Source organism: Streptomyces sp. NPDC001137 (genome assembly GCF_040298885.1).
GTDB lineage: Bacteria > Actinomycetota > Actinomycetes > Streptomycetales > Streptomycetaceae > Streptomyces.
On record NZ_JBEPBA010000011.1, the window covers coordinates 66,023 to 90,134 of the forward strand.

Sequence of the window (24,112 nt, forward strand, 5' to 3'; positions counted from 1 at the left end):
GTGCGGCAGTCCGCGGCACTTCCCCTCAGCGCGCATCGTTACCATGCGTGGACGCACATTCCGACGACCACTGACGACGACGAGGGACGGACGAGCGCGTGGCCGAGGCGGCAGACTTCCAGGGGACGAATCCCTCACCTGCCCGCCGGTGGCTGCGGCGCACCGGAGCACTGCTCGCAGGGGCGCCTCTGCTGGCCGGCCTCCTCCAGCTGCCCTCCGCGGCTTTTGCGAACGCGGCTGGTCGGACCTCCGTGCAGGATGCCTCAGGCTCGGGCTCGGTGGCCGTCTCCCTCGACTCACTCAGCCCCGAGGTCCCCACGGACGGGGACACACTGACCGTGTCGGGCACCGTGACCAACAACGGCAAGCAGACGGTCACCGGCGCCCACGTGGGACTGAGCGTGGGCCCGCAGCTGAACACACGCTCGGCCGTCGACGACATCACCCGGGACAGCCGCAGCCTCCAGGGCGCGACCCGCTCGGAGCTCGGCGGCAAGTACGTCGAGAAGTTCTCCCGGCTCACTCCGGGGGTCGCCGAGCCCTTCAGCATCTCCGTGCCGGTCGACAAGCTGGACCTCGGTGACGACGGGGTCTACCAGTTCGCCGTGTCGCTGTCCGGCCAGACGGCCGCCCAGCCGTGGAACCAGGTCCTCGGCACCCAGCGGACCTTCCTGCCCTGGCAGCCCGACGAGGCCGGCACGAAGACGAAGACGACCTTCCTGTGGCCGCTGGTCTCCACCGTCCACATGACGGCGGAGACGGGGTCGAACGAGCAGCAGACACCGGTCTTCCTCAATGACGATCTCGCCAAGGAGATCTCCCCGGGCGGCCGCCTGGACGAGATGCTGTCCCTGGGCGAGAGCCTCGACGTCACATGGGTGATCGATCCTGATCTGCTGGCCTCGGTCGACGCGATGACCCGCAGCTATCGGGTCCGGGCCGCGGGCAACACCACCACGGCGGGCACGCACCAGGCCGTCGCCAAGCAGTGGCTCGCCGAGCTGCAGAAGGCGGTGGCCGACAAGGAGGTCGTCGCGCTGCCCTTCGCCGACCCGGACCTTGCCTCCCTCGCCCACAACGGCACGAGCGTGACCGGTTCGCTGAGCCACCTCAAGGAGGCCACGGACGTCGTCGCCAACACGGTGGAGCCGATCCTCCACGTGAAACCCAACACGGACTTCGCCTGGCCCGTGGACGGGGCCGTCGATCCGTCGATCGTGAAGGTCGCCACATCCGCCGGCGCCGACCAGGTCATCGCGCGCAGCGACAGCCTCCAGGAGACCGGCGGCCTCTCCTACACCCCCTCCGCAGCCCGCCCGATCGGCGGCGGCACCACGGCGGTCGTCGCGGACGCCCGCCTGTCGGAGGCCTTCGAGGGCGACCTCACATCGGCCTCTGACGGCACCCTCGCCGTGCAGCAGTTCCTTGCCCAGAGCCTGGCGCTCAACCTCCAGACGAACAAGCAGCGCAGCATCGTCGTCGCCCCGCAGCGCATGCCCACGACACACCAGGCCCAGACCATGGCCGACGCGCTGGCGGCCCTCCAGGGCGGCAACTGGTCCGAGGCCCAGAAGCTCACATCGGCCGCCAAGGCCAAACCGGACCCGGGTGCCACGACGAAGGTGCCGTCGACGTCCGCGTATCCGTCCTCGCTGCGCAAGCAGGAGCTGCCCCGCTCGGCCTTCGAGGAGATCGCGACCACACAGGACGAGCTCGACAACTTCAAGGTGATCCTCAGCGACGAGTCCCGTGTGGTGACCCCCTTCGGGCGCGCCATGAACCGCGGGATGTCCACCTCGTGGCGGGGCAACGCGGCCGCCGCGGCCGGCTTCCGCAACGACGTCGACAACCACCTCACCGATCTGACCGGCCAGGTCAAACTGATCGACAAGTCCGACACCAAGCTCTCCGGACGCAGCGCCACCATCCCCGTGACCGTCCAGAACAATCTGGTACAGGGCGTCCAGCACCTGACGCTGCGCCTCACCTCGACGAGCCCCACCCGCCTCCAGATCGGCGGTCACGCCTACCAGGAGCAACCTGTCACGGTCTCCGGCGGGCACAGCCAGACGGTGAAGTTCACCACGACGGCCAAGGCCAACGGCCAGGCGACGGTGGTCGCCCAGCTGTACACGGAGGACGGCCAGGAATACGGCCACGCCGTCACCTTCGACGTCAAGGTCACCGAGTTCACGGCCACCGTGATGCTGGTCATCGGCGGCGGCTTCCTCCTGCTCGTCCTCGCCGGCTTCCGGATGTACACGCAGCGCAAGCGGGCAGCCGCCCGTGAGGCCGAGGGCGGTCCCGACGGGGCCGAGGAGCCCGCGGAGGGGCCGGAGAACCCCGAGGGCCCCGAAGACCGTCTCCAGGAGGAGTCCGGCACCGACGCCCGGGCAGACGACCCTGAGCAGCCGAGTGACCCGACACCGGACACCGCACCGGAAAGCACCGACCCGTCCGGCACGGGTGAGAGAGTGGACCGTTGAGGATGTCGTGGCCGGTGGGCCCGGGACGATGAGGTGGGGTAACCATGAACGCGCCGTACGACGGTGACCGCGGCCAGGCCGCGGGCAGCTCGGGCCCCCCCGAGGGCCCGCTGCCCGAGCACGGCCAGGTACCGCCGCAGCCCCCCGCGGACATGTACCTCCAGGACGCCTACGACCAGGACCCCTACCGGGCACAGGACCTCTCCGCGCAGGACCCGGTCGCCGAGGCCCTCTACGACCGCGCCGCGCACCCCCCGCCGCCCCCGGGGACCTACCAGCCGCAGCAGCCGCTGTACGCCCAGCCGCCTCAGTCCCCGCACGCCCCCGACTCCCGGGTCTGGGCCCAGACCCCGGCGCCGGAACCGGACGGCCCGAGCCAGTACCTGCCGTACGGCGACGACCCCCGCACGACCCAGTACGTGGGCGTCGACGACCTCGTCACGCAGGCCGGCGAGGAGCGCCACGAGCCGGACGCCTTCGCGCATCTCTTCCGGGACCAGCAGCAGAACGGCGGATACCCGCCGTCGGATCCCCCGGCGGTGCCCGGCCCGGCGGCCGCGCCGGGCGCGTCCTCGCCGACCCCGCAGTACCAGGCTCCGGCGGCACCCACGCCCGCGACCGACCAGACCATGAACCTCGGCACCACGCCGCCCGTGGCTCCCGTACCCCCCGCCGCTCCTGCGGCCCCGGTGAAGAAGGGCGGGCGCGGCGGGGGCCTGCTCAAGTCGAGCGCCGTGATGGCCGCGGGCACGATGGTCTCCCGCCTCACCGGCTTCATCCGCTCCGCACTGATCGTCTCGGCGCTGGGCGTCGGTCTGCTCGGCGACACCTTCCAGGTCGCCTACCAGCTGCCCACGATGATCTACATCCTGACCGTCGGCGGCGGCCTCAACTCGGTGTTCGTGCCGCAGCTCGTGCGCGCCATGAAGGAGGACGAGGACGGCGGCGAGGCCTACGCCAACCGTCTGCTGACCCTCGTCATGGTGGCGCTGGGCGCCCTCACGGTCCTCGCGGTCTTCGGCGCACCGCTCCTGATCCGCCTGCTGTCGGACTCGGTGGCCAGCGATCCGGCGGCCAACGATGTCGGCATCACCTTCGTCCGCTACTTCCTGCCCTCGATCTTCTTCATGGGCGTCCATGTGGTGATGGGCCAGATCCTCAACGCCCGAGGGAAGTTCGGCGCCATGATGTGGACGCCGGTCCTGAACAACATCGTCATCATCGTGACGCTCGGCATGTTCATGTGGGTGTACGGCACAGCGGCCGACTCCGGCATGAAGGTCACGAACATCCCGCCGGAGGGCCAGCGGCTCCTCGGCATCGGTGTGCTGCTCGGCCTCGTCGTCCAGGCGCTGGCGATGATCCCGTACCTGCGCGAGACCGGGTTCCGGCTGCGGCTGCGGTTCGACTGGAGGGGCCACGGCCTCGGCAAGGCCGTGACCCTCGCCAAGTGGACCGTCCTGTTCGTCCTCGCCAACCAGGCCGGCGCGATCGTCGTCTCGCAGCTGTCCACCTCGGCCGGCAAGGCCTCACCCGTCGACGGCACCGGATTCGCCGCCTACGCCAACGCCCAGCTGATCTGGGGCCTGCCGCAGGCCATCATCACCGTCTCCCTGATGGCCGCCCTGCTGCCCCGCATTTCGCGCTCGGCGGCGGAGGACGACAGCGGCGCCGTCCGCGACGACATCTCCCAGGGCCTGCGCACCACGGCCGTCGCCATCGTGCCGATCGCCTTCGGTTTCCTCGCCCTCGGCATCCCGATGTGCACGCTGATCTTCGGCTCCTCGGGCATCAGCGAGGCCACCAACATGGGCTTCATGCTCATGGCGTTCGCCCTCGGCCTGATCCCGTACTCCGTGCAGTACGTGGTCCTGCGCGCGTTCTACGCCTACGAGGACACCCGGACCCCCTTCTACAACACGGTCATCGTCGCCGCGGTCAACGCGGGCGCCTCGGCACTGTGTTACGTCACGCTGCCGGCCCGCTGGGCCGTGGCCGGCATGGCCGCCTCGTACGGCCTCGCCTATGCGATCGGTGTCGGCGTCGCCTGGAACCGGCTGCGCAAGCGGCTCGGCGGCGACCTGGACGGCGCCCGCGTCCTGCGGACGTACGCCAGGCTCTGCATCGCCTCGGTGCCCGCAGCGGCCCTCAGCGGCGCGGCCTGCTACGAGATCGGCCACACGCTCGGCCAGGGCGTCGTCGGATCCCTCGCGGCCCTGGTGGCGGGCGGTGCGGTCCTGCTCGGGATCTTCTTCCTGGCCGCCCGCAAGATGCGCATCGAGGAGCTGAACTCACTGGTCGGCATGGTCCGCGGGCGTCTGGGGCGCTGACGCGGGGGTACGCGCACAACCATCGTCCGCCACCGTGTGTCGTGCATAGCGGCGGACTGTGGGCACAATTGGTTTCGGCGTCGGACAGCGCGCACGGATGTTGACCGGCGCGCGATGAATGGGGAGGCAGGAACGACGGTGGCAGAACGGAGCGCGGCTGCCGTCGACGTGGCAGACAACAGCGGTGACACACCGCTGACCGCAGAGGCGGACCAGTCCACGGCCGACGGGGTGGCCCAGAACCGGGAGCGGGACACGGAGATCGACGAGGCACAGGGGAGTGGCGGGACCGAGGGTCCCGGGAAGGCCTCACCGCCCGAGCTGCACAGCGGCCACAAACTCGCCAGACGGTACCGGCTCGAGGAGTGCGTCACTCGACTGGACGGATTCAGCAGTTGGCGTGCCGTGGACGAGAAGCTTCGCCGCGCCGTCGGCGTCCACATCCTGCCCGCGGACCATCCACGGGCACGTTCGGTGCTGGCCGCGGCCCGCTCCTCGGCGCTGCTCGGTGATCCGCGCTTCGTCCAGGTGCTGGACGCGGTCGAGGAGAACGACCTCGTCTATGTCGTCCACGAGTGGCTGCCCGACGCCGCCGAGCTGACCACGCTGCTCGCCTCCGGTCCGCTGGAGCCGCACGACGCCTACCAGATGGTCAGTCAGATCGCCTCCGCGATGGCTGCGGCGCACCGTGAGGGCCTGGCCCATCTGCGCTTGAACCCCAACGCCGTCCTGCGCACCTCCAGCGGCCAGTGGCGCATCCGTGGCCTCGCCGTGAACGCCGCCCTGCGCGGCATCAGTTCGGACACCCCGCAGCGCACCGACACGGAGTCCATCGGCGCGCTCCTGTACGCGGGGCTCACCCAGCGCTGGCCGTACGAGAACGACGCGTACGGTCTGGCGGGGCTGCCCAAGGACGTCGGTCTGATCGCACCCGACCAGGTGCGGGCCGGTGTCCACCGCGGTCTGTCCGAGCTGGCCATGCGCGCACTCGCCAACGACGGGGCGACTGCCTCCCGCCACGAATCCCCGTGCACCACGCCGGAGGAACTGGTGAAGGCGATCGGCGAGATGCCCCGCATCCGCCCGCCGGAGCCCGCCTTCACCGCCCCGCCGGAGTACCAGCGCACCACGTATCAGCAGGGCACTTACGGCCGCCCGGCACCGCACCCCGGCGCCACCCAGCCGGTGCCGGCTCCTCCGGCCCCGCTGCAGAGCCGCACCGGCAAGGCGCTGAAGTGGGCCGTCTCGGCTCTCCTCATCGCGGCCCTGGGCCTGGGCAGCTGGCAGCTGGCGGACGCGCTCATGGGCAACGGCAACCAGTCCGACGACACGAACAAGACGCAGACGACGGACGGGGGCGGCAAGAGCGGCGACAACGCCAAGCCGGTCACGCACATCAAGATCAAGGAAGCGCAGGAGTACGCCGTCGAGGGGTCCCTTCAGGCACCCGGAGACGTCAAGAACACATACGACGGCAACAGCACCACCTACTGGCGGACCAAGAGCTACAACGAGGGCCCCAAACTCGCGCCGTACAAGCCAGGCGTGGGCATCGTCTACGAGCTCAGCTCGGCCCAGACGATCTCTGCGGCGACCATAGGGCTCCGGTACGGAGGTGACCACACAACGGTCCACCTGTACGCAACCGACTCTCTGTCCCCCTCCGCATCGGTCGACGGGTTGGAGGAGATCGGAACCGCGACCACGAGCGGCACCTCTCTCACGGTGAAGGCCTCAAAGAAGCTGAAGACCCAGTACGTCCTGCTGTGGATCACCGACGTGCCGAAGGCGCCCGGTGACGACTACAGCAGCGCCGGCTACAAGCAGGCCATCACCGACGTGAAGTTCACCGGCTGAAAGCGCACCGCATCCCAGGGGAGGGGGTCCGATGGCAGATGACACCGCATACGGCGACGCAAGCGATCAGGACCTCCTGGCCCGCCATGTAGAGGGCGACCCGGACGCCTTCGGCGAGCTTGTGCGGCGTCATCGTGACCGGCTGTGGGCGGTGGCCCTGCGGACGCTGGGGGACCGGGAGGAGGCCGCTGACGCCGTCCAGGACGCCCTGGTGTCCGCCTACCGGGCCGCCCACACCTTCCGGGGTCAGTCGGCCGTCACGACGTGGCTGCACCGGATCACGGTGAACGCCTGCCTCGACCGCGCCCGCAAGGCCGCCTCACGCAAGACCTCCCCGGTCGACGACACCGAGCGGCTGGAGCAACTGCTGGAGCCCCACGAGGAGGCATCGGCCCCCGCAGAGCGCAACGACCTGCACCGGCAGCTGCTGGAGGCGCTCGGCACCCTGCCGGCCGATCAGCGCGCCGCCCTCGTCCTGGTGGACATGCAGGGGTACCCGGTCGCCGAAGCCGCCCGTGTGCTCGATGTCCCCACCGGCACGGTGAAGAGCCGCTGCGCCCGCGGCAGAGCCAGACTCCTGCCGCTCCTCACCCACCTCCGTCCGGAAAACGCCGGTGGCGGCAAGGAACCGAGTCAGGGGCGGAACCGGACGCAGGGGACATCCGTCCCACCGGCAGCGGGACCGCCGACTGCCGGTCCACGCGACAGAGGGCCGGATACCGGGTCAAGCGATTCAGCTGCTGTGAAGGGCGGAGGTGGGCGAGCGTGACATCCACGACGGACATGGCCGGACACCCGGACGTCGCCGAAATCTCCGACCTCACCGAGGGGCTGCTTCCGCCGTCCCGGACTACCGACGTGCGACGTCACCTCGACGAGTGCGAGCTCTGCGCGGACGTCTACTCGTCGCTGGAGGAGATCCGGGGGCTGCTCGGTTCGGTGCCGGGCCCGACCCGCATGCCCGCCGATGTCGCAGGCCGTATCGATGCCGCGCTCGCAGCTGAGGCACTGCTGAACGCGACGGCACCGGACACCAGGGACGCCCCGACGCTCGTCGGCGCCTCCCGTTCCACGGACGACGCCCGTGACAGCGCGCATGTTTCACGTGAAACATCGGCAACAGCAGACCGTCCCGCGGGGCATTCGCGGGCCTCCGCAGCCACCGGACCGGGTCGCAAGCAGCGCAAGTGGGGCGGCCGCCGCAGGGTTGCCATCCTGGGCACCGTCTTCACAGTCGCCGCACTGGGCTTCGGCTCGGTCCTGCTCACGTCGCTGAACGACGGGAAACCACCCGCGTCTGAGGCCCAGGGCCGGGAGCCCTCCACCGCGGACACCTTCTCGCAGGCCAATCTGGAGGGCCAGGTCACCGGTCTCCTCAAGAGCCAGGGCTCCGGCAGCGGCTCCCATGCTCCGCACAGTTTCGGCGTGGAGGGCGGCACCAACCAGCCCAAGGTCTTCAAGGAGCCCACGGTGCCGGACTGCGTCCGTAACGGCATCGGACGCACCGAGCCGGCGCTCGCGACGAAGCCAGGGACCTACAAGAGGACGGACGTCCTGCTCGTGGTCATGCCGGACGCCTCCGCCAGCAACAAGGTGACCGCGTACATCGTGGATGCGAGCTGTGTGAGCCATGCGTCCGCCGCCAAGGCGAAGGTTCTCCTGACGCACTCCTACACCCGTCCCTGAACGCACACGCTTCGTCTCCGCCATGCGTGGTATCCCGTACCCGTGTCGCGCCTCCGTGTGCCCGGACACAGTGGGAATGCGCGCCCCTTAGGATCCGTTGGGTGGGGTGAGAGTTCTGAGAGGGGCTCCCCCGGTCCGACGACGCAGTCCAGAGACGAGGAAACAAGCCGTGAGCGACGTCCGTAACGTGATCATCATCGGCTCCGGGCCCGCCGGCTACACGGCGGCGCTCTACACCGCGCGCGCGTCGCTGAAGCCGCTCGTGTTCGAAGGCGCCGTCACCGCCGGTGGCGCGCTGATGAACACGACCGACGTGGAGAACTTCCCCGGCTTCCGGGACGGCATCATGGGTCCCGAGCTCATGGACAACATGCGAGCCCAGGCCGAGCGTTTCGGTGCCGAGCTCGTCCCGGACGACGTCGTCTCCGTCGACCTGACCGGTGAGATCAAGACCGTCACCGACACCGCCGGCACCGTGCACAAGGCAAAGGCCGTCATCGTCACCACCGGCTCCCAGCACCGCAAGCTGGGCCTGCCGAACGAGGACGCCCTCTCCGGCCGCGGTGTCTCCTGGTGTGCCACCTGTGACGGCTTCTTCTTCAAGGACCAGGACATCGCCGTGATCGGCGGCGGCGACACCGCGATGGAGGAGGCAACCTTCCTCTCCCGCTTCGCCAAGTCCGTGACGATCGTCCACCGCCGGGACACCCTGCGCGCCTCCAAGGCGATGCAGGAGCGCGCCTTCGCCGACCCGAAGATCAAGTTCGTGTGGGACAGCGAAGTCGCCGAGATCCAGGGCGACCCCAAGCTCTCGGGCCTGAAGCTGCGCAACCTCAAGACCGGCGAACTCTCGGACCTGGCGGTCACCGGCCTGTTCATCGCGATCGGCCACGACCCGCGCACCGAACTCTTCAAGGGCCAGCTCGACCTCGACGAGGAGGGCTACCTCAAGGTCGCCGCTCCTTCCACCCGCACCAACCTGACCGGTGTCTTCGCCGCCGGTGACGTGGTCGACCACACCTACCGTCAGGCGATCACCGCCGCCGGTACCGGCTGCTCCGCCGCGCTCGACGCCGAGCGCTTCCTCGCCGCCCTTGCGGACGAGGAGCAGGCCGAGCCCGAGAAGACCTCTGTCTGACCTCCATCCGCCCCACGCACCAACCAGTTAAGGAGCCCGCCGTGGCCGGCACCCTGAAGAATGTGACCGACGACTCCTTCGAGCAGGACGTCCTCAAGAGCGACAAGCCCGTACTGGTGGACTTCTGGGCCGCCTGGTGCGGCCCGTGCCGCCAGATCGCGCCGTCTCTCGAGGCGATCGCCGCCGAGTACGGCGACAAGATCGAGGTCGTCAAGCTCAACATCGATGAGAACCCGGGTACGGCCGCCAAGTACGGCGTCATGTCCATCCCGACGCTGAACGTCTATCAGGGTGGCGAGGTCGCCAAGACCATCGTCGGTGCGAAGCCGAAGGCCGCGATCGTCCGCGACCTCGAGGACTTCATCGCCGAGTAGTCGGCACAAGCCGTCGAGTCGGCGGTGGATGTTTCACGTGAAACACGAATGGGCCAACCCCGGAGGGGTTGGCCCATTCGCTTGTCCGGATGCTCTTCACAGCGGCCTGAGCGCCGGCTCCTTCTGCACAGCCCCCAGCAACCGGTCGAGCGCCATCTCCACGTCTTCCTTCCAGGAGAGCGTCGTCCGCAGTTCCAACCTCAGGCGGGGGTAAGCAGGGTGCGGGCGGACCGTCTTGAAGCCCACGGCCAGAAGATGGTCAGCCGGCAGGACGCAGGCGGGTTCCTTCCACCGTGCGTCCCCGAAAGCCTCGATTGCTTTGAAGCCCCGCCGCAGTAGATCCTTGGCGACCGTCTGGACCATGACTCGTCCAAGCCCCTGCCCCTGATAGCCCGGCATGATGAACGAGGTGATCAGCTGTACCGCGTCAGGCGAAACAGGACTCGTGGGGAAAGCCGCGGAGCGCGGAACATAAGCCGGAGGGGCGTAGAGAACGAAGCCCACCGGTACATCGTCGACGTAGACGACCCGGCCGCAGGACCCCCAGTCCAGCAGGACCGCGGAAATCCACGCTTCCTTCTCCAGGGCGGACGTGCCCGCTTTTACCGCGGCCTCACCGCTGACTGGGTCCAACTCCCAGAAGACACACGCACGACAGCGCTGGGGAAGGTCCTGAAGGTTGTCCAGCGTGAGCGGTACGAGCCGACGCCCCATGAAGCCTGTTCCTCGCTTCCTTCGCCCGCAGCGTCGCGGGCGGCTGTCAGAGCGCTCCGTTCCCTCAGCAGGCTGCCGACGAAGCCGCCGACCGCGCCGAGTCCGAGACCTGCGCTCACCAGTCCGCTGCGGCTCATCGTTCGCATGGCCCCTGCCTCCCTCTCAGAGGTACTGCCGGGTGGATGCGCCATACCCGAACGCATCGTATCGACCAAGCGATTCCATCGATACCGCCTGAAAGCAAAGAGCGGGCCGTGTTCCGGTACACACCGGACACGGCCCACTCCGTTGGCCCAGCGAGCGAAACCGCCCGGTCGGCCACAGGCTGTCTAGGCCTCGAGTTCCTCGGAATCGTCTTCCAGGAGGCTCTTCTGCAGAACCGGTCCCTCGCCGGGAGCGAGGCTGCTGAGGATCCGCTCGAGGTCCTCCATGGAGGCGAACTCGACGGTGATCTTGCCCTTCTTCTGCCCCAGGTCGACCTTCACCCGTGTCTCGAAACGGTCCGAGAGACGGGTCGCGAGGTCGGTCAGCGCAGGAGAGACCCGCGCGCCGGCCCGAGGGCCCTTGGACCGCTGGGCCGTCTGCGGCCGCGACCCCATCAGGGTCACGATCTCCTCCACGGCTCGTACGGACAGCCCCTCGGCCACGATCCGGTGGGCCAGCCGATCCTGCTCCTCCGAGTCCTCGACGGAGAGCAGCGCCCTCGCATGACCGGCGGACAGGACCCCGGCAGCCACCCGGCGCTGGACCGCCGGCGAGAGCTTCAGCAGCCGCAGCGTGTTGGAGACCTGGGGACGGGAACGACCGATCCGGTCGGCCAGCTGGTCGTGGGTGCAGTTGAAGTCCTTCAGAAGCTGGTCGTAGGCAGCAGCCTCTTCCAGCGGGTTCAGCTGCGCCCGATGCAGGTTCTCCAGCAGGGCATCCAGGAGAAGCTTCTCGTCGTCCGTGGCCCGCACGATCGCCGGGATCGCGTCCAGGCCGGCCTCCCGGCAGGCCCGCCAGCGCCGCTCGCCCATGATGAGCTCGTAGCGGGCAGGACCCAACTGCCGTACGACGACCGGCTGGAGGAGACCCACCTCCTTGATGGAGGTGACGAGTTCCTGCAACGCGTCCTCGTCGAAGACCTCACGCGGCTGGCGCGGGTTCGGCGTGATCGAGTCGAGAGGGAGCTCCGCGAAGTGGGCGCCCACAGGAGACCCGGGCTCCTCCGCGACGCCGTACAGCGACGGCTCCTCGGTTTCATGTGAAACAGGCGGCAGCGTCGTCACCTTCGCCGCGGCCACTCCCCGGTCGGTGGTCAGCACCGGGACCGCAGACGGAGACGCAGAACCAGCGCCCCCCATCGCGGCCGGGGCCGGTGTCTTCTCCGTCGGGGCAGCAGGGATCAGTGCGCCGAGACCACGGCCCAAACCCCTCCGTCGCTCGCTCACTGAATCCCCTCCACCATGCTTGGATCACTCTGGGCGCCGATATGGGCGTGCGGCGCGTCGTAGGACACGCCCACACCCTTCAGCGCGATTTCTCGTGCCGCCTCAAGATAGGACAGGGCACCGCTCGATCCTGGATCGTAGGTCAGCACTGTCTGCCCGTAACTCGGCGCCTCGGAGATGCGGACCGAGCGGGGAATGCTCGTCCGCAGCACCTCGTCGCCGAAGTGGCTGCGCACCTCGTCCGCGACCTGGGACGCGAGGCGCGTCCGACCGTCGTACATGGTGAGCAGGATCGTCGATACATGCAGCGTGGGGTTGAGGTGCCCCCGTACCAGGTCGACATTGCGCAGCAGCTGGCCCAGACCCTCCAGCGCGTAGTACTCGCACTGGATGGGGATGAGAACCTCCGCGCCGGCCACCAGCGCGTTGACCGTCAAGAGGCCGAGCGAAGGGGGACAGTCAATCAGGATGTAGTCCAGCGGCTGCTCATATGCCTGGATGGCCCGCTGCAGCCGGCTCTCCCGTGCCACCAGGGACACCAGCTCGATCTCCGCACCGGCGAGATCGATCGTGGCGGGGGCGCAGAAGAGACCCTCGACGTCGGGGACCGGCTGGACGACCTCCGCGAGGGGCTTGCTTTCGACCAGGACGTCGTAGATGGACGGGACCTCGGCGTGATGATCGATCCCCAGCGCAGTGGATGCGTTGCCCTGAGGGTCGAGGTCGATCACCAGGACACGGCCGCCGTGCAGGGCCAGGGAGGCCGCAAGATTGACGGTGGTCGTCGTCTTGCCGACACCGCCCTTCTGGTTGGCAACCACCATGACGCGTGTCTGCTCGGGCCGTGGCAGGCCCTCGCCTGCGCGGCCCAGAGCCTCCACCGCCAGTTGGGCAGCACGACCGATCGGAGTGTCGTCCATCGGGGGCGGTGTTTCACGTGAAACATCCTCCCCCATCGACTCGGTACGGGGACCGGGGACCGGATCGGTCATCGGTCCCGCGATGTTGGCGTCGGACCGCAAGGATTCACTCTCCTCGACTTCAGGCTCGCAATGAACAGAGCCTCCCATGTCTTCGGGGTCGTGAACCAGTGAGGCCTGTTGTTCTGTGGAGAAATCCACCTCTGTGGACAACTCGGCCCCCCTCCTGGGGGACCAAGTCTCATCGGATACGGGTGCCTCTCCGAGTGATCCGAGAGGCTTACGGTCGCGGGGTTCGGCAGCGGCGCGGCCGCGGCTGATGATGCCGTGCAGCAGTGAGCGACGTTTCACGTGAAACACGATGCACAGCAGCGGTGGCCGAACTGTCGCGACACTCCGGCGTGCGTAGGTTTGGCAGCTTGTGTGGAGTACGTCTCGTCGTCAGGCCGGATCAGCGCCGACGACGTGCCCGGCCCGCCCGGGCGGCCTTGGCCTTCTTCGCGGCGAAGCGGACGCCCCCGGGGCTCTCCCCGACCTCGACCCGCACGACCGTGGACAGCGGATCCACCACGCCTTCACCCACATGCAGGATGGACGTCTCCACCGCACCCAGCTTGCTGAGCGCCGTGGCCGCGCTCTTGAGCTCCTCCTCAGCGGTGTCGCCCTTGAGCGCAAGCATCTCCCCGTAAGGCCGCAGCAGCGGAATGCCCCAGGTGGCCAGCCGGTCCAGCGGGGCCACGGCCCGCGCCGTCACCACATGCACCGACGGCACCTTGCCCATGACCTCCTCGGCACGGCCGCGCACCACCGTCACATGGTCCAGCCCGAGCAGCTCCACGACCTCGGTGAGAAAGTTCGTACGCCGCAGCAGAGGCTCCAGCAGCGTGATCTTCAGGTCCTCGCGGACCAGCGCCAGCGGAATGCCCGGCAGGCCCGCACCCGAGCCCACATCGCAGACCGTCACGCCCTCGGGCACGACCTCGGAGAGCACCGCGCAGTTCAGCAGATGCCGCTCCCACAGACGAGGCACCTCACGCGGGCCGATCAGACCGCGCTGCACACCCGCCTCAGCAAGCAGCTCCGCATAGCGGACCGCGTCCGCGAAGCGATCGCCGAACACCGCGCGCGCCTGCTCGGGCGCAGGGGGAAGCTCCGCTGCCTCCGTCACGGGGGACCGTCCTTCCGTACCGCATCAGCGCATCGAGCGCCGAGACCACCAGAACTATCAGGCTGACAAAGCTCGGCCCCGCCTGCGCTACAGACGGGGCCGGAGGAACGTACGAACCGATCAGGCCGGGAGCACAACGACGAAGCGCTGCGGCTCCTCGCCCTCGGACTCGCTGCGCAGGCCCGCGGCCTTGACGGCGTCGTGCACGACCTTGCGCTCGAACGGCGTCATCGGCTTCATCTTCACGGGCTCGCCGGTGTTCCTGACCTCGGCGGCCGCCTTCGCACCGAGCTCGGAAAGCTCGGCGCGCTTCTTTGCACGGTAGCCGCCGATGTCCAGCATCAGCCGGCTGCGATCCCCGGTCTCCCGGTGCACGGCCAGGCGCGTGAGCTCCTGCAGCGCCTCCAGCACCTCACCGTCACGGCCGACCAGCTTCTGCAGGTCGCGGCTGCCCGCGTCGCTGATGATCGAGACAGCAGCGCGGTCGGCCTCGACGTCCATGTCGATGTCGCCGTCGAGATCGGCGATGTCCAGCAGACCTTCGAGGTAGTCCGCCGCGATCTCGCCCTCCTGCTCCAGGCGGGTAAGGGTGTCTGCACCCTCGGCAGCGGCGGAGGTGGTGCCTTCCGTCACGGGATGGGCTCCTTTTTACTTCTTGGACGGGGACTTGGGGCGCTGCGGGCCCTTGCGCTGCCCGGACTGGGCCTTGCTGCGGGCGGTACCGCCACCAGGCTGCGGCTCGGCCTTCTTCGCAGCGGCGGAGGGCTTGGCGTCCTCCGGCTCGTCGGACTTGCTCAGCGAAGTCTTCGGCTCGGAGTCGCCGGGCGCCTTCGCACCACCGGACTGACGCTGGGCCTTGCTCTGCCGCTTGGGCTGCTGGCGCCTGGGAGCGGCGGCGCCACCGGTGGTCGGTGTACCGTCCTCGGACTGGGCGGCGGCAGCGCTGTCGCTCTTCATCACGGTGCCGTCGGTCTGGGCGACGAGACCCGCCTTGTTCAGGGCGTTGATGAACTTGCGCTCGTACTCGTTGCGGTCACGGCCCTTGGCGACGATCGCCTTGACGATGGTCTTCTCGCTCCGCTTGCGGGTCTTGCCGTGGTGCGTGACGTGCTTGGTCAGGCGCTCCAGGTAGGCGGCCTGGGCCTTGGAACCCGGGGTCGGGTTGTTGTGGATGACGTACATCTGCTGGCCCATGGTCCACACGTTGGTGGTCAGCCAGTAGACGAGGACACCGACCGGGAAGTTGATGCCGAAGACGGCGAACATGACCGGGAAGACGTACATCAGCATCTTCTGCTGCTGCATGAACGGCGTCTTCACCGTGGTGTCGACGTTCTTCGTCATCAGCTGGCGCTGCGTGTAGAACTGCGACGCCGACATCAGAACGATCATGATGGCGGTGACGACACGCACATCGGTGATGTCAGCACCGAGCTGGGCCACCTTGTCGGCGCTGTCGGTGAACTTCGCGGCAAGCGGGGCGCCGAAGATGTGCGCGTGACGGGCGCTGGCGAGCAGCTGATCGTCGATGACGCCGATCGTCTTGCCCGTCGCGATGCCGTTGAGCACGTGATACAGGGCGAAGAAGAACGGGGACTGCGCCAGGATGGGAAGGCACGAGGAGAGCGGGTTGGTACCCGTCTCCTTGTACAGCTTCATCATCTCTTCGGACTGGCGCTGCTTGTCGCTCTTGTAGCGCTCCTGGATCTTCTTCATCTCGGGCTGCAGCGTCTGCATCGCCCGGGTCGCCTTGATCTGCTTCACGAAGAGCGGGATCAGGCAGATACGGATCAGAATCACCAGGGACACGATGGACAGGCCCCAGGCCCAGCCCGTGTCGGGACCGAAGATCTTCCCGTACACCGAGTGGAACTGGACGATGACCCATGAAACGGGTGTCGTGATGAAGCTGAAGAGGCTGGCAATCGTGTCCACTAATCATGCTCCTTGGGCATGGGACGAGGTCTCTGCGGCCGGGCTCGAAGGAAGATTCTCCTCGGTGGCCGGTTCGCCGGCGGAGGGCCCGCCCTTGCGTGCACGCCAGGCGCCACGCAGCATTTCGTGCCACCGCGGACGCTTGCGCGGCGGGACATGGTCCACACCGCCCAGCGACCACGGATTGCACCGCAGGATGCGCCACGCGGTGAGCGCAGTGCCCTTGATCGCACCATGCCGGTCGATGGCCGTGTAGCCGTAGTGGGAACACGACGGGTAGTACTTGCACACCGGCCCGAGCAGCGGACTGATCGTCCACTGGTACAGCTTGATCAGAGCCAGCAGCGGGTACTTCATCGTGCGCCCCCTCCCAGCAGCCGCTCGATGGCGGCATCCAGGTCTCGGGCCAGTTGTGCATGGTCGGCGTCACCCGCGCCGGGCAACGCTCGTACGACTACCAGGCTACCGGGGGGCAACAGGACGACTCGGTCGCGCATCAGGTGGCGCAGTCTGCGCTTGACCTTGTTGCGTACCACCGCACCGCCCACGGCTTTGCTCACGACGAAACCCGCACGCGTCGGGGGAGCGCTCTCCCCAGGCGCGTGCGGGTCCGTGGCACCGCTACGAAGATGGACGACGAGGGACGGGCGTCCGGCCCGGCGCCCTCGTCGTACCGCGGTCGCGAAGTCCTCGCGCCGCCTCAGCCGGTTCTCGGTGGGCAGCACGACGGCATGACCTGACCGGGATCAGGCGGACAGGCTGGCGCGACCCTTGGCACGACGGTTCGCGAGAATCGCGCGACCGGCACGGGTACGCATCCGCAGACGGAAGCCGTGGGTCTTGGCGCGACGACGGTTGTTCGGCTGGAAGGTGCGCTTGCTCACTCGGGGGCTCCAGAAATTAATCGGTGGTGGCGGGTGCCGTCCTGGCTGTCACCGTGCGCCCACGAGTAGCTCGCAGTTACGCCCGATTGCACCGCTTCCCGATCACCTGACGCGATCTGTGCCCATCGGAGGCAGGCGGCAGCAGCCATCGACAACTCGACCTGGTTACGGTACGCGGGGCTACGCCATCCGGTCAAACCAGCGGTCACTGGGAGACACTATCCACAGCCTGGGGACAACAACTTGAACCGCACCCGTCGCCCTGACTACCGTGGCTGAACTCCGATTCGTTCCCTTGTACCTGCCCCACCCCATTTGAATCCCGACCCGTCCCACAATCACACGTTCGTGGGACCCGTGAGAGAGCGTGCCCTGTGGCTGACGTACCTGCCGATCTTGCCGCAGTGTGGCCACGAGTATTGGAACAGCTCCTCGGCGACGGCCGCGGGCAGGGCGTGGAGACAAAGGACGAACACTGGATCCGGCGCTGCCAGCCGCTCGCGCTCGTCGCCGACACCGCACTGCTCGCCGTACCGAACGAGTTTGCGAAGGGCGTGCTCGAAGGGCGCCTCGCCCCCATCGTCAGCGAAACCCTGAGCCGTGAGTGCGGCCGCCCGATCCGTATCGCGATCACCGTCGACGACTCCGCGGGCGAACCCCCCGCCCCGCCGGCGCCACCGGCCCGCCCCCAGCCGCGCTACGAGGAACCCGAACTCCCCTCCGGGCAGTACGACGGCTACGGCCGCCACCGCGCCGACGACCACCGGTCGAACCGCCCCGAGCAACCCCCCGGCGACCCGGGCGACCAGCTCCCCACCGCCCGCCCTGCCTACCCCTCGGAGTACCAGCGCCCCGAGCCCGGCGCCTGGCCGCGCCCGTCACAGGACGAGTACAGCTGGCAGCAGCAGCGCCTCGGCTTCCCCGAGCGGGACCCGTACGCCTCGCCGCCGCAGGACTCCTACGGCTCCCCGGCACAGGACGCGTACGCCCCGCCCTCCCAGGACTACCGTCCCCAGTCGTTGGAGCGCCCGCCCTACGAGGCACAGCGACCCGACTACGAGCAGCCGCGCCCGGACTACGACCAGCACCGACCCGATTACGACCAGCGTGACGCCCGCCGGGAACTGCCCGAGCAGCCGTCCGGCTCCGGGCACGTCCACCGCGGCGGCCCCGTCGGCTCCTCGCTGCCCGCCTCCAGCGGCGCCCCCGGCCCGCTGGCCGCGAAGCCCGCGCCGGCCACCGGCCCCGGTGAGCCCACCGCGCGCCTGAACCCGAAGTACCTCTTCGACACGTTCGTCATCGGCGCTTCCAACCGCTTCGCACACGCCGCCGCGGTCGCCGTCGCCGAGGCACCGGCAAAGGCGTACAACCCCCTGTTCATCTACGGGGAGTCCGGGCTCGGCAAGACGCACCTGCTGCACGCCATCGGGCACTACGCGCGAAGCCTCTACCCGGGTACACGTGTGCGGTATGTGAGCTCGGAGGAGTTCACCAACGAGTTCATCAACTCCATCCGCGACGGCAAGGGCGACAGCTTCCGCAAGCGCTACCGCGAGATGGACATCCTGCTCGTCGACGACATCCAGTTCCTCGCGGACAAGGAGTCGACGCAGGAGGAGTTCTTCCACACCTTCAACACCCTCCACAACGCCAACAAGCAGATCGTGCTCTCCAGCGACCGGCCGCCCAAGCAGCTGGTCACGCTGGAGGACCGGCTGCGGAACCGTTTCGAGTGGGGCCTGATCACCGACGTCCAGCCGCCCGAGCTGGAGACGCGCATCGCGATCCTGCGCAAGAAGGCGGTCCAGGAGCAGCTCAACGCCCCGCCGGAGGTACTGGAGTTCATCGCCTCCCGCATCTCGCGCAACATCCGTGAGCTGGAGGGCGCGCTGATCCGTGTGACGGCGTTCGCCTCGCTCAACCGGCAGCCGGTGGACCTGGGCCTGACCGAGATCGTCCTCAAGGACCTGATTCCCGGCGGCGAGGACTCGGCCCCCGAGATCACCTCGACGGCCATCATGAGCGCGACCGCCGACTACTTCGGCCTCACCGTCGAGGACCTGTGCGGTACCTCACGCGGCCGCGCGCTGGTGACCGCCCGCCAGATCGCCATGTATCTGTGCCGGGAGCTGACGGATCTCTCCCTGCCGAAGATCGGCGCACTGTTCGGCGGCCGCGACCACACCACGGTCATGCACGCCGACCGCAAGATCCGCAATCTGATGGCCGAGCGGCGCTCCATCTACAACCAGGTGACCGAGCTGACGAACCGCATCAAGAACGGCTGACAGCCGCAGACGACGCCGTCGAGGGCGCCCCGGGCCACGATCCCGGGGCGCCCTTCGTCATGCCGGGGACGCCCGCTGTTCGATTACCTGCCGAGTTACGGCCGCCCTCCACAGATTCGTGAACTTTCTGCTGTCCACATCCTGGGGACTGCGGAGTTGTCCAGAGTTCGGTCCACAGGGGAGCGCTTGAACAGCCATCCAGGCAGCTCAAGTGCCTGTGGATCGGTGGATGAAGGATCTCCACAGACTGTGGACGGAGAACTGATCCACAAGCTGTGCACGAAGTTGTCCACCGACAACCCACAGGCTGGGCCTGATTGTCCCCAGCGAAGGGCGACTTCTCCACACCGCTGTCCACTGTTCGGCAACGTGACGCGCCTGATCACCGCGTCGAGTGAAAGGCGTCACACAAAGGTGCCGGGTTGGGCTGTGGGCAACGGGGGAAAAGCTGGGGACGGCGCTGGGGAGAACTCACCTCAGGCTGTGCACGGGGTGTGCAGAACTTTCCGTTCTCCACAGATCTGCAGAGTTGTCCACTGTCTCCGCCCACAGGGCCCGTGGACAAAATCTCGCCTCTGAGCTGGGAAAACAGGGTTATCCACGGTTTCCACAGGCCCTACTACTACTCCCGACTAGAGAGAGCGAGAAGTTCGTTTCGAAGGGGGTCCTGTGCACAACTCGCCGTCCGGCTCCCGGCTGCCCCTCGTCACGACTTGACCCCGAGAGGCACCTACTGTCAGTGCCGTGCGTCAGACTGTTCCCCGGTGTCCTTCCCACCGCAGGGACCGATGACACCGAGACAGACGACGAAGCCAGGCAGGGCGAGAAGCGCCGGCAACAGCAGGAGGCGGCAACAGTGAAGATCCGGGTGGAACGCGACGTACTCGCGGAGGCAGTTGCCTGGGCGGCGCGCAGCCTCCCGGCCCGTCCGCCGGCGCCTGTCCTCGCCGGCCTTCTGCTGAAGGCCGAGGACGGCGCTCTGAGCCTGTCCAGCTTCGACTACGAGGTCTCCGCGCGGGTGTCGGTGGAGGCGGAGGTCGAGGAGGAGGGCACCGTCCTCGTCTCCGGCCGGCTGCTCGCCGACATCTCCCGCGCCCTCCCCAACCGGCCCGTGGAGATTTCCACAGACGGTGTACGGGCGACCGTGGTCTGTGGGTCCTCCCGGTTCACACTCCACACCCTGCCTGTGGAGGAGTACCCGGCGCTGCCGCAGATGCCGAACGCCACGGGCACCGTGCCCGGCGAGGTCTTCGCCTCCGCGGCCGCCCAGGTGGCCATCGCGGCCGGCCGTGACGACACGCTGCCCGTCCTCACCGGTGTGCGCATCGAGATCGAGGGCGACACCGTCACCCTGGCCTCCACCGACCGCTACCGCTTCGCGGTCCGCGAGTTCCTGTGGAAGCCGGAGAACCCCGACGCCTCCGCGGTCGCCCTGGTGCCCGCCAAGACGCTCCTGGACACCGCCAAGGCCCTCACGAGCGGCGACAGCGTGATCCTGGCGCTGTCCGGCTCGGGCGCGGGCGAGGGGCTGATCGGTTTCGAGGGCGCCGGGCGGCGCACCACCACCCGTCTCCTCGAGGGCGACCTCCCGAAGTACCGCACGCTGTTCCCGACGGAGTTCAACACCGTCGCCGTCATCGAGACCGCCCCCTTCGTGGAGGCCGTCAAGCGTGTGGCCCTGGTCGCCGAGCGCAACACCCCGGTGCGGCTGAGCTTCGAGCAGGGCGTGCTGATCCTGGAGGCCGGCTCCAGCGACGATGCACAGGCTGTGGAACGTGTGGACGCGCAGCTGGAGGGCGACGACATCTCGATCGCCTTCAACCCGACGTTCCTCCTGGACGGCCTGAGCGCCATCGACTCGCCGGTGGCGCAGCTGTCGTTCACGACGTCCACCAAGCCCGCGCTGCTCAGCGGCAAGCCGGCGCTGGATGCCGAGGCGGACGAGGCCTACAAGTACCTGATCATGCCGGTGCGGCTCAGCGGCTGATCTCTCTCCTCAGAGAATCCGCAGGTAGGGGCGTACTTATGAGCGGGTATGCCCACAGGTGTGCGCGAGCGTCCGGGTTTAGGCTCGGACGCAGGTACGAACGTGCCCCACACGCCACACAGCAACCTAAGGAACAACTGATGGAGCTCGGTCTCGTCGGCCTCGGCAAGATGGGCGGCAACATGCGCGAGCGGATACGCCGCGCAGGCCACACCGTGATCGGATTCGACCGCAACCCGGACCTTGCCGATGTCCACAGCCTGGAAGAGCTTGTGGGCAAGCTCAGCGGGCCCCGCGTGGTCTGGGTGATGGTCCCGGCCGGAGCGCCCACCCAGTCGACGATCGACGAACTGGGCGAGCTCCTGGAGCCGGGAGACGTCGTCGTGGACGGCGGCAACTCCCGCTGGACGGACGACGAGAGGCACGCCGAGGAGCTGGCGGCCAAGGGCATCGGTTTCGTTGACTGCGGCGTCTCGGGCGGCGTCTGGGGCCTGGAGAACGGCTATGCGCTGATGTACGGCGGTGACGCGGCGAACGTCGCCAAGGTGCAGCCGGTCTTCGACGCGCTGAAGCCCGAGGGGAAGTTCGGCTCGGTGCACGCCGGCAAGGTCGGTGCGGGGCACTTCGCGAAGATGGTCCACAACGGCATCGAGTACGCGATGATGCAGGCCTACGCCGAGGGCTGGGAGCTGCTGGAGAAGGTCGACTCGGTCACGGATGTGCGCGAGGTCTTCCGCTCCTGGCAGGAGGGCACGGTCATCCGTTCCTGGCTGCTGGACCTCGCGGTGAACGCCCTCGACGAGGACGAGCACCTGGACAGGCTGAAAGGTTTTGCACAGGACTCCGGCGAGGGACGCTGGACTGTGGAAGCCGCCATCGACAACGCCGTGCCGCTGCCCGCGATCACGGCCTCCCTCTTCGCGCGGTTCGCGTCGCGTCAGGAGGACTCTCCGCAGATGAAGATGATCGCGGCGCTGCGGAACCAGTTCGGCGGCCACGCGGTCGAGAAGAAGTAATCCACAGGGCTGTTGAAAAGTCAGCCCGCAACCTGGGGGAGGTCGGCGACCGACCATGCACGTCACGCACCTGTCGCTGGCCGACTTCCGTTCGTACGCCCGGGTCGAGGTCCCGCTGGACCCGGGCGTCACCGCTTTCGTCGGCCCGAACGGGCAGGGCAAGACCAACCTCGTCGAGGCCGTCGGCTATCTCGCCACCCTCGGCAGCCATCGCGTGGCCTCCGACGCCCCCCTGGTGCGCATGGGCGCGGATCGCGCGGTCATCCGGGCGCAGGTCAAACAGGGCGAGCGGCAGCAGCTGGTCGAGCTGGAGCTGAACCCCGGCAAGTCCAACCGCGCCCGCATCAACAGGTCCTCGCAGGTCAGACCGCGTGACGTGCTGGGCATCGTACGGACCGTCCTGTTCGCGCCCGAGGATCTCTCTCTGGTCAAGGGGGACCCCGGGGAGCGGCGTCGTTTCCTGGACGAGCTGATCACCGCTCGTTCCCCGCGCATGGCCGGCGTGCGCTCCGACTACGAGCGGGTCCTGAAGCAGCGCAACACGCTCCTGAAGTCGGCCGCGCTGGCCCGTCGGCACGGCGGCCGCTCCATGGACCTGTCCACGCTCGACGTCTGGGACCAGCATCTCGCGCGCGCGGGCGCCGAGTTGCTCGCCCAGCGCCTGGATCTGGTCGCGGCGATCCAGCCGCTGGCCGACAAGGCGTACGAGCAGCTGGCGCCGGGGGGCGGCCCGGTGAGCCTGGAGTACAAGCCGTCCGCGCCCGGTGAGGCCCATACCCGCGAGGATCTCTACGAGCAGCTGATGGGGGCGCTCGCCGAGGCGCGCAAGCAGGAGATCGAGCGGGGCGTCACCCTCGTAGGACCCCATCGGGACGATCTGCTTCTCAAACTCGGTCAGCTGCCCGCCAAGGGGTACGCCTCCCACGGGGAGTCGTGGTCGTATGCGCTGGCGCTGCGCCTCGCCTCGTACGACCTGCTGCGGGCCGAGGGCAACGAGCCGGTGCTCGTCCTCGACGATGTCTTCGCGGAGCTGGACACCCGTCGCCGCGAGCGTCTGGCGGAGCTGGTCGCGCCCGGTGAGCAGGTGCTGGTGACGGCCGCGGTGGACGACGACGTACCGCACGTACTGACCGGGACGCGGTACTCGGTGTCCGACGGGACGGTGGAGCGCGCATGACGGACGAAGAGCCCGCGCCCAAGAAGGCCCCCGAGCCGTCCGGCGTCGACCTCGCGCGCGTGGCGCTGAGGGCGGCGAAGGAACAGGCACGCGCGCGTGGGGACGCGGCCCAGCAGAAGAAGCAGGCGCGACGCGGTGGTCTGCGCTCCGGCGCACGCGCGGACGGACGCGACCCCATGGCGCTCGGTGCTGCGATCAACCGGCTCATCACCGAGCGCGGTTGGGAGACCCCGGCGGCGGTGGGCGGGGTGATGGGCCGCTGGCCGCAGATCGTGGGCGAGGACGTGGCCAAGCACTGTGAGCCGGAGAAGTACGACGAGGACGAGCGCGTCCTGGTGGTGCGCTGCGATTCGACGGCCTGGGCGACGAATCTGCGCCTGCTCGCCCCGACGCTGGTGGCCCGTCTCAACGAGGACCTCGGGCACGGCGCGGTGAAGATGATCAAGGTGAACGGCCCCGGTGGCCCCGCCCGTCGCTACGGTCCCCTGCGTGCCCCCGGCAGCACGGGCCCCGGCGACACGTACGGGTGACAGACCTCACATCTGCAGGCCGTCGGCGGTCCGGTCGTGGCTCCGGCGGCCTCCGTGTCGTACCGCCGCACACGGTTGCGAATTGCGACCTGACTCCCAAGTAGCCAAGGGTTGACAGTCGGAAGCGCTGAGTGCCTCTGTGAGCCTCTTGGAGCCCTGCTCCGTATATGGGGACCCGGCAGACGCCGGTTC

Annotated in this window: 21 protein-coding genes; 12 read left to right on the forward strand and 9 right to left on the reverse strand. The window is 68.6% G+C overall.

The window, feature by feature from the left end:
* The first annotated feature begins 98 nt into the window (after nt 1-98).
* The 7 genes from ABT254_RS22940 (at nt 99) to trxA (ending at nt 9,871) form a co-directional block, all read left to right on the forward strand.
* A complete protein-coding gene (locus tag ABT254_RS22940) occupies nt 99-2,486 on the forward strand; it encodes a DUF6049 family protein (protein WP_351473039.1) in 2,388 nt (795 codons plus the stop codon).
* 44 nt (nt 2,487-2,530) lie between these two features.
* On the forward strand, nt 2,531-4,816 hold the full coding sequence (gene murJ, locus ABT254_RS22945; protein WP_351473041.1) for a murein biosynthesis integral membrane protein MurJ: 2,286 nt from the start codon (nt 2,531-2,533) through the stop codon (nt 4,814-4,816).
* Nucleotides 4,817-4,954: 138 nt separating this feature from the next.
* Entirely contained in the window at nt 4,955-6,673 is a 1,719-nt protein-coding gene (locus ABT254_RS22950) for a serine/threonine protein kinase (RefSeq protein ID WP_351473044.1), read from the forward strand.
* 31 nt (nt 6,674-6,704) lie between these two features.
* Nucleotides 6,705-7,442, forward strand: a complete 738-nt coding sequence (sigM, locus tag ABT254_RS22955; RefSeq protein WP_351473047.1) for an RNA polymerase sigma factor SigM — start codon at nt 6,705-6,707, stop codon at nt 7,440-7,442.
* Entirely contained in the window at nt 7,439-8,359 is a 921-nt protein-coding gene (locus tag ABT254_RS22960) for an anti-sigma factor family protein (protein WP_351473049.1), read from the forward strand. The genes sigM and ABT254_RS22960 overlap by 4 nt, the downstream gene beginning before the upstream one ends.
* Nucleotides 8,360-8,528: 169 nt before the next feature.
* A complete protein-coding gene (trxB, locus tag ABT254_RS22965) occupies nt 8,529-9,497 on the forward strand; it encodes a thioredoxin-disulfide reductase (protein ID WP_351473052.1) in 969 nt (322 codons plus the stop codon).
* Between the two features lie 41 nt (nt 9,498-9,538).
* Nucleotides 9,539-9,871: a thioredoxin gene (gene trxA / locus ABT254_RS22970; protein ID WP_003991504.1), complete on the forward strand. Its 333-nt coding sequence runs from the start codon at nt 9,539-9,541 to the stop codon at nt 9,869-9,871.
* 96 nt (nt 9,872-9,967) lie between these two features.
* On the opposite strand, the gene ABT254_RS22975 is transcribed toward trxA, so the two are convergent.
* The 9 genes from ABT254_RS22975 to rpmH form a co-directional block, all read right to left on the reverse strand.
* The gene (locus ABT254_RS22975; RefSeq protein ID WP_351473055.1) at nt 9,968-10,585 is read right to left on the reverse strand and encodes a GNAT family N-acetyltransferase; all 618 of its coding nucleotides are present in this window, start codon (nt 10,583-10,585) and stop codon (nt 9,968-9,970) included.
* 329 nt (nt 10,586-10,914) lie between these two features.
* Nucleotides 10,915-12,015: a ParB/RepB/Spo0J family partition protein gene (locus ABT254_RS22980; protein ID WP_351473058.1), complete on the reverse strand. Its 1,101-nt coding sequence runs from the start codon at nt 12,013-12,015 to the stop codon at nt 10,915-10,917.
* The gene (locus ABT254_RS22985) at nt 12,012-13,085 is read right to left on the reverse strand and encodes an AAA family ATPase (protein WP_115907067.1); all 1,074 of its coding nucleotides are present in this window, start codon (nt 13,083-13,085) and stop codon (nt 12,012-12,014) included. Before ABT254_RS22985 ends, ABT254_RS22980 begins: the two co-directional genes overlap by 4 nt.
* 301 nt (nt 13,086-13,386) lie before the next feature.
* Nucleotides 13,387-14,103: a 16S rRNA (guanine(527)-N(7))-methyltransferase RsmG gene (gene rsmG / locus ABT254_RS22990; RefSeq protein ID WP_123966235.1), complete on the reverse strand. Its 717-nt coding sequence runs from the start codon at nt 14,101-14,103 to the stop codon at nt 13,387-13,389.
* Between the two features lie 120 nt (nt 14,104-14,223).
* On the reverse strand, nt 14,224-14,736 hold the full coding sequence (locus ABT254_RS22995; RefSeq protein ID WP_351473061.1) for a Jag family protein: 513 nt from the start codon (nt 14,734-14,736) through the stop codon (nt 14,224-14,226).
* Nucleotides 14,737-14,751: 15 nt separating this feature from the next.
* Nucleotides 14,752-16,038, reverse strand: a complete 1,287-nt coding sequence (yidC, locus tag ABT254_RS23000) for a membrane protein insertase YidC (protein ID WP_351473064.1) — start codon at nt 16,036-16,038, stop codon at nt 14,752-14,754.
* Between the two features lie 3 nt (nt 16,039-16,041).
* Nucleotides 16,042-16,395 (reverse strand): membrane protein insertion efficiency factor YidD, encoded by a 354-nt coding sequence (yidD, locus tag ABT254_RS23005; protein WP_266957591.1) that lies wholly within the window; start codon nt 16,393-16,395, stop codon nt 16,042-16,044.
* Nucleotides 16,392-16,763, reverse strand: coding sequence for a ribonuclease P protein component (gene rnpA, locus ABT254_RS23010; RefSeq protein WP_351473067.1), 372 nt, complete (start codon nt 16,761-16,763; stop codon nt 16,392-16,394). The genes yidD and rnpA overlap by 4 nt, the downstream gene beginning before the upstream one ends.
* A 21-nt stretch (nt 16,764-16,784) precedes the next feature.
* Nucleotides 16,785-16,922 (reverse strand): 50S ribosomal protein L34, encoded by a 138-nt coding sequence (gene rpmH / locus ABT254_RS23015; RefSeq protein ID WP_015659252.1) that lies wholly within the window; start codon nt 16,920-16,922, stop codon nt 16,785-16,787.
* Between the two features lie 374 nt (nt 16,923-17,296).
* Here rpmH and dnaA point away from each other — a divergent pair, with 374 nt between their 5' ends.
* The 5 genes from dnaA to ABT254_RS23040 all read left to right on the forward strand — a co-directional run bounded on the left by dnaA (nt 17,297) and on the right by ABT254_RS23040 (nt 23,920).
* Nucleotides 17,297-19,210 carry a chromosomal replication initiator protein DnaA gene (dnaA, locus tag ABT254_RS23020; protein ID WP_351473070.1) on the forward strand — a complete coding sequence of 638 codons (1,914 nt, stop codon included), beginning with the start codon at nt 17,297-17,299 and terminating at the stop codon, nt 19,208-19,210.
* Nucleotides 19,211-20,066: 856 nt separating this feature from the next.
* Complete coding sequence (dnaN, locus tag ABT254_RS23025) at nt 20,067-21,197, forward strand: DNA polymerase III subunit beta (RefSeq protein WP_351473073.1); 1,131 nt, start codon at nt 20,067-20,069, stop codon at nt 21,195-21,197.
* A gap of 140 nt (nt 21,198-21,337) precedes the next feature.
* Complete coding sequence (gnd, locus tag ABT254_RS23030) at nt 21,338-22,213, forward strand: phosphogluconate dehydrogenase (NAD(+)-dependent, decarboxylating) (RefSeq protein ID WP_351473076.1); 876 nt, start codon at nt 21,338-21,340, stop codon at nt 22,211-22,213.
* Nucleotides 22,214-22,268: 55 nt separating this feature from the next.
* Nucleotides 22,269-23,390 (forward strand): DNA replication/repair protein RecF, encoded by a 1,122-nt coding sequence (gene recF / locus ABT254_RS23035; protein WP_351473079.1) that lies wholly within the window; start codon nt 22,269-22,271, stop codon nt 23,388-23,390.
* Nucleotides 23,387-23,920, forward strand: a complete 534-nt coding sequence (locus ABT254_RS23040) for a DciA family protein (protein ID WP_351473082.1) — start codon at nt 23,387-23,389, stop codon at nt 23,918-23,920. Before recF ends, ABT254_RS23040 begins: the two co-directional genes overlap by 4 nt.
* The last annotated feature ends 192 nt before the right edge of the window (nt 23,921-24,112 follow it).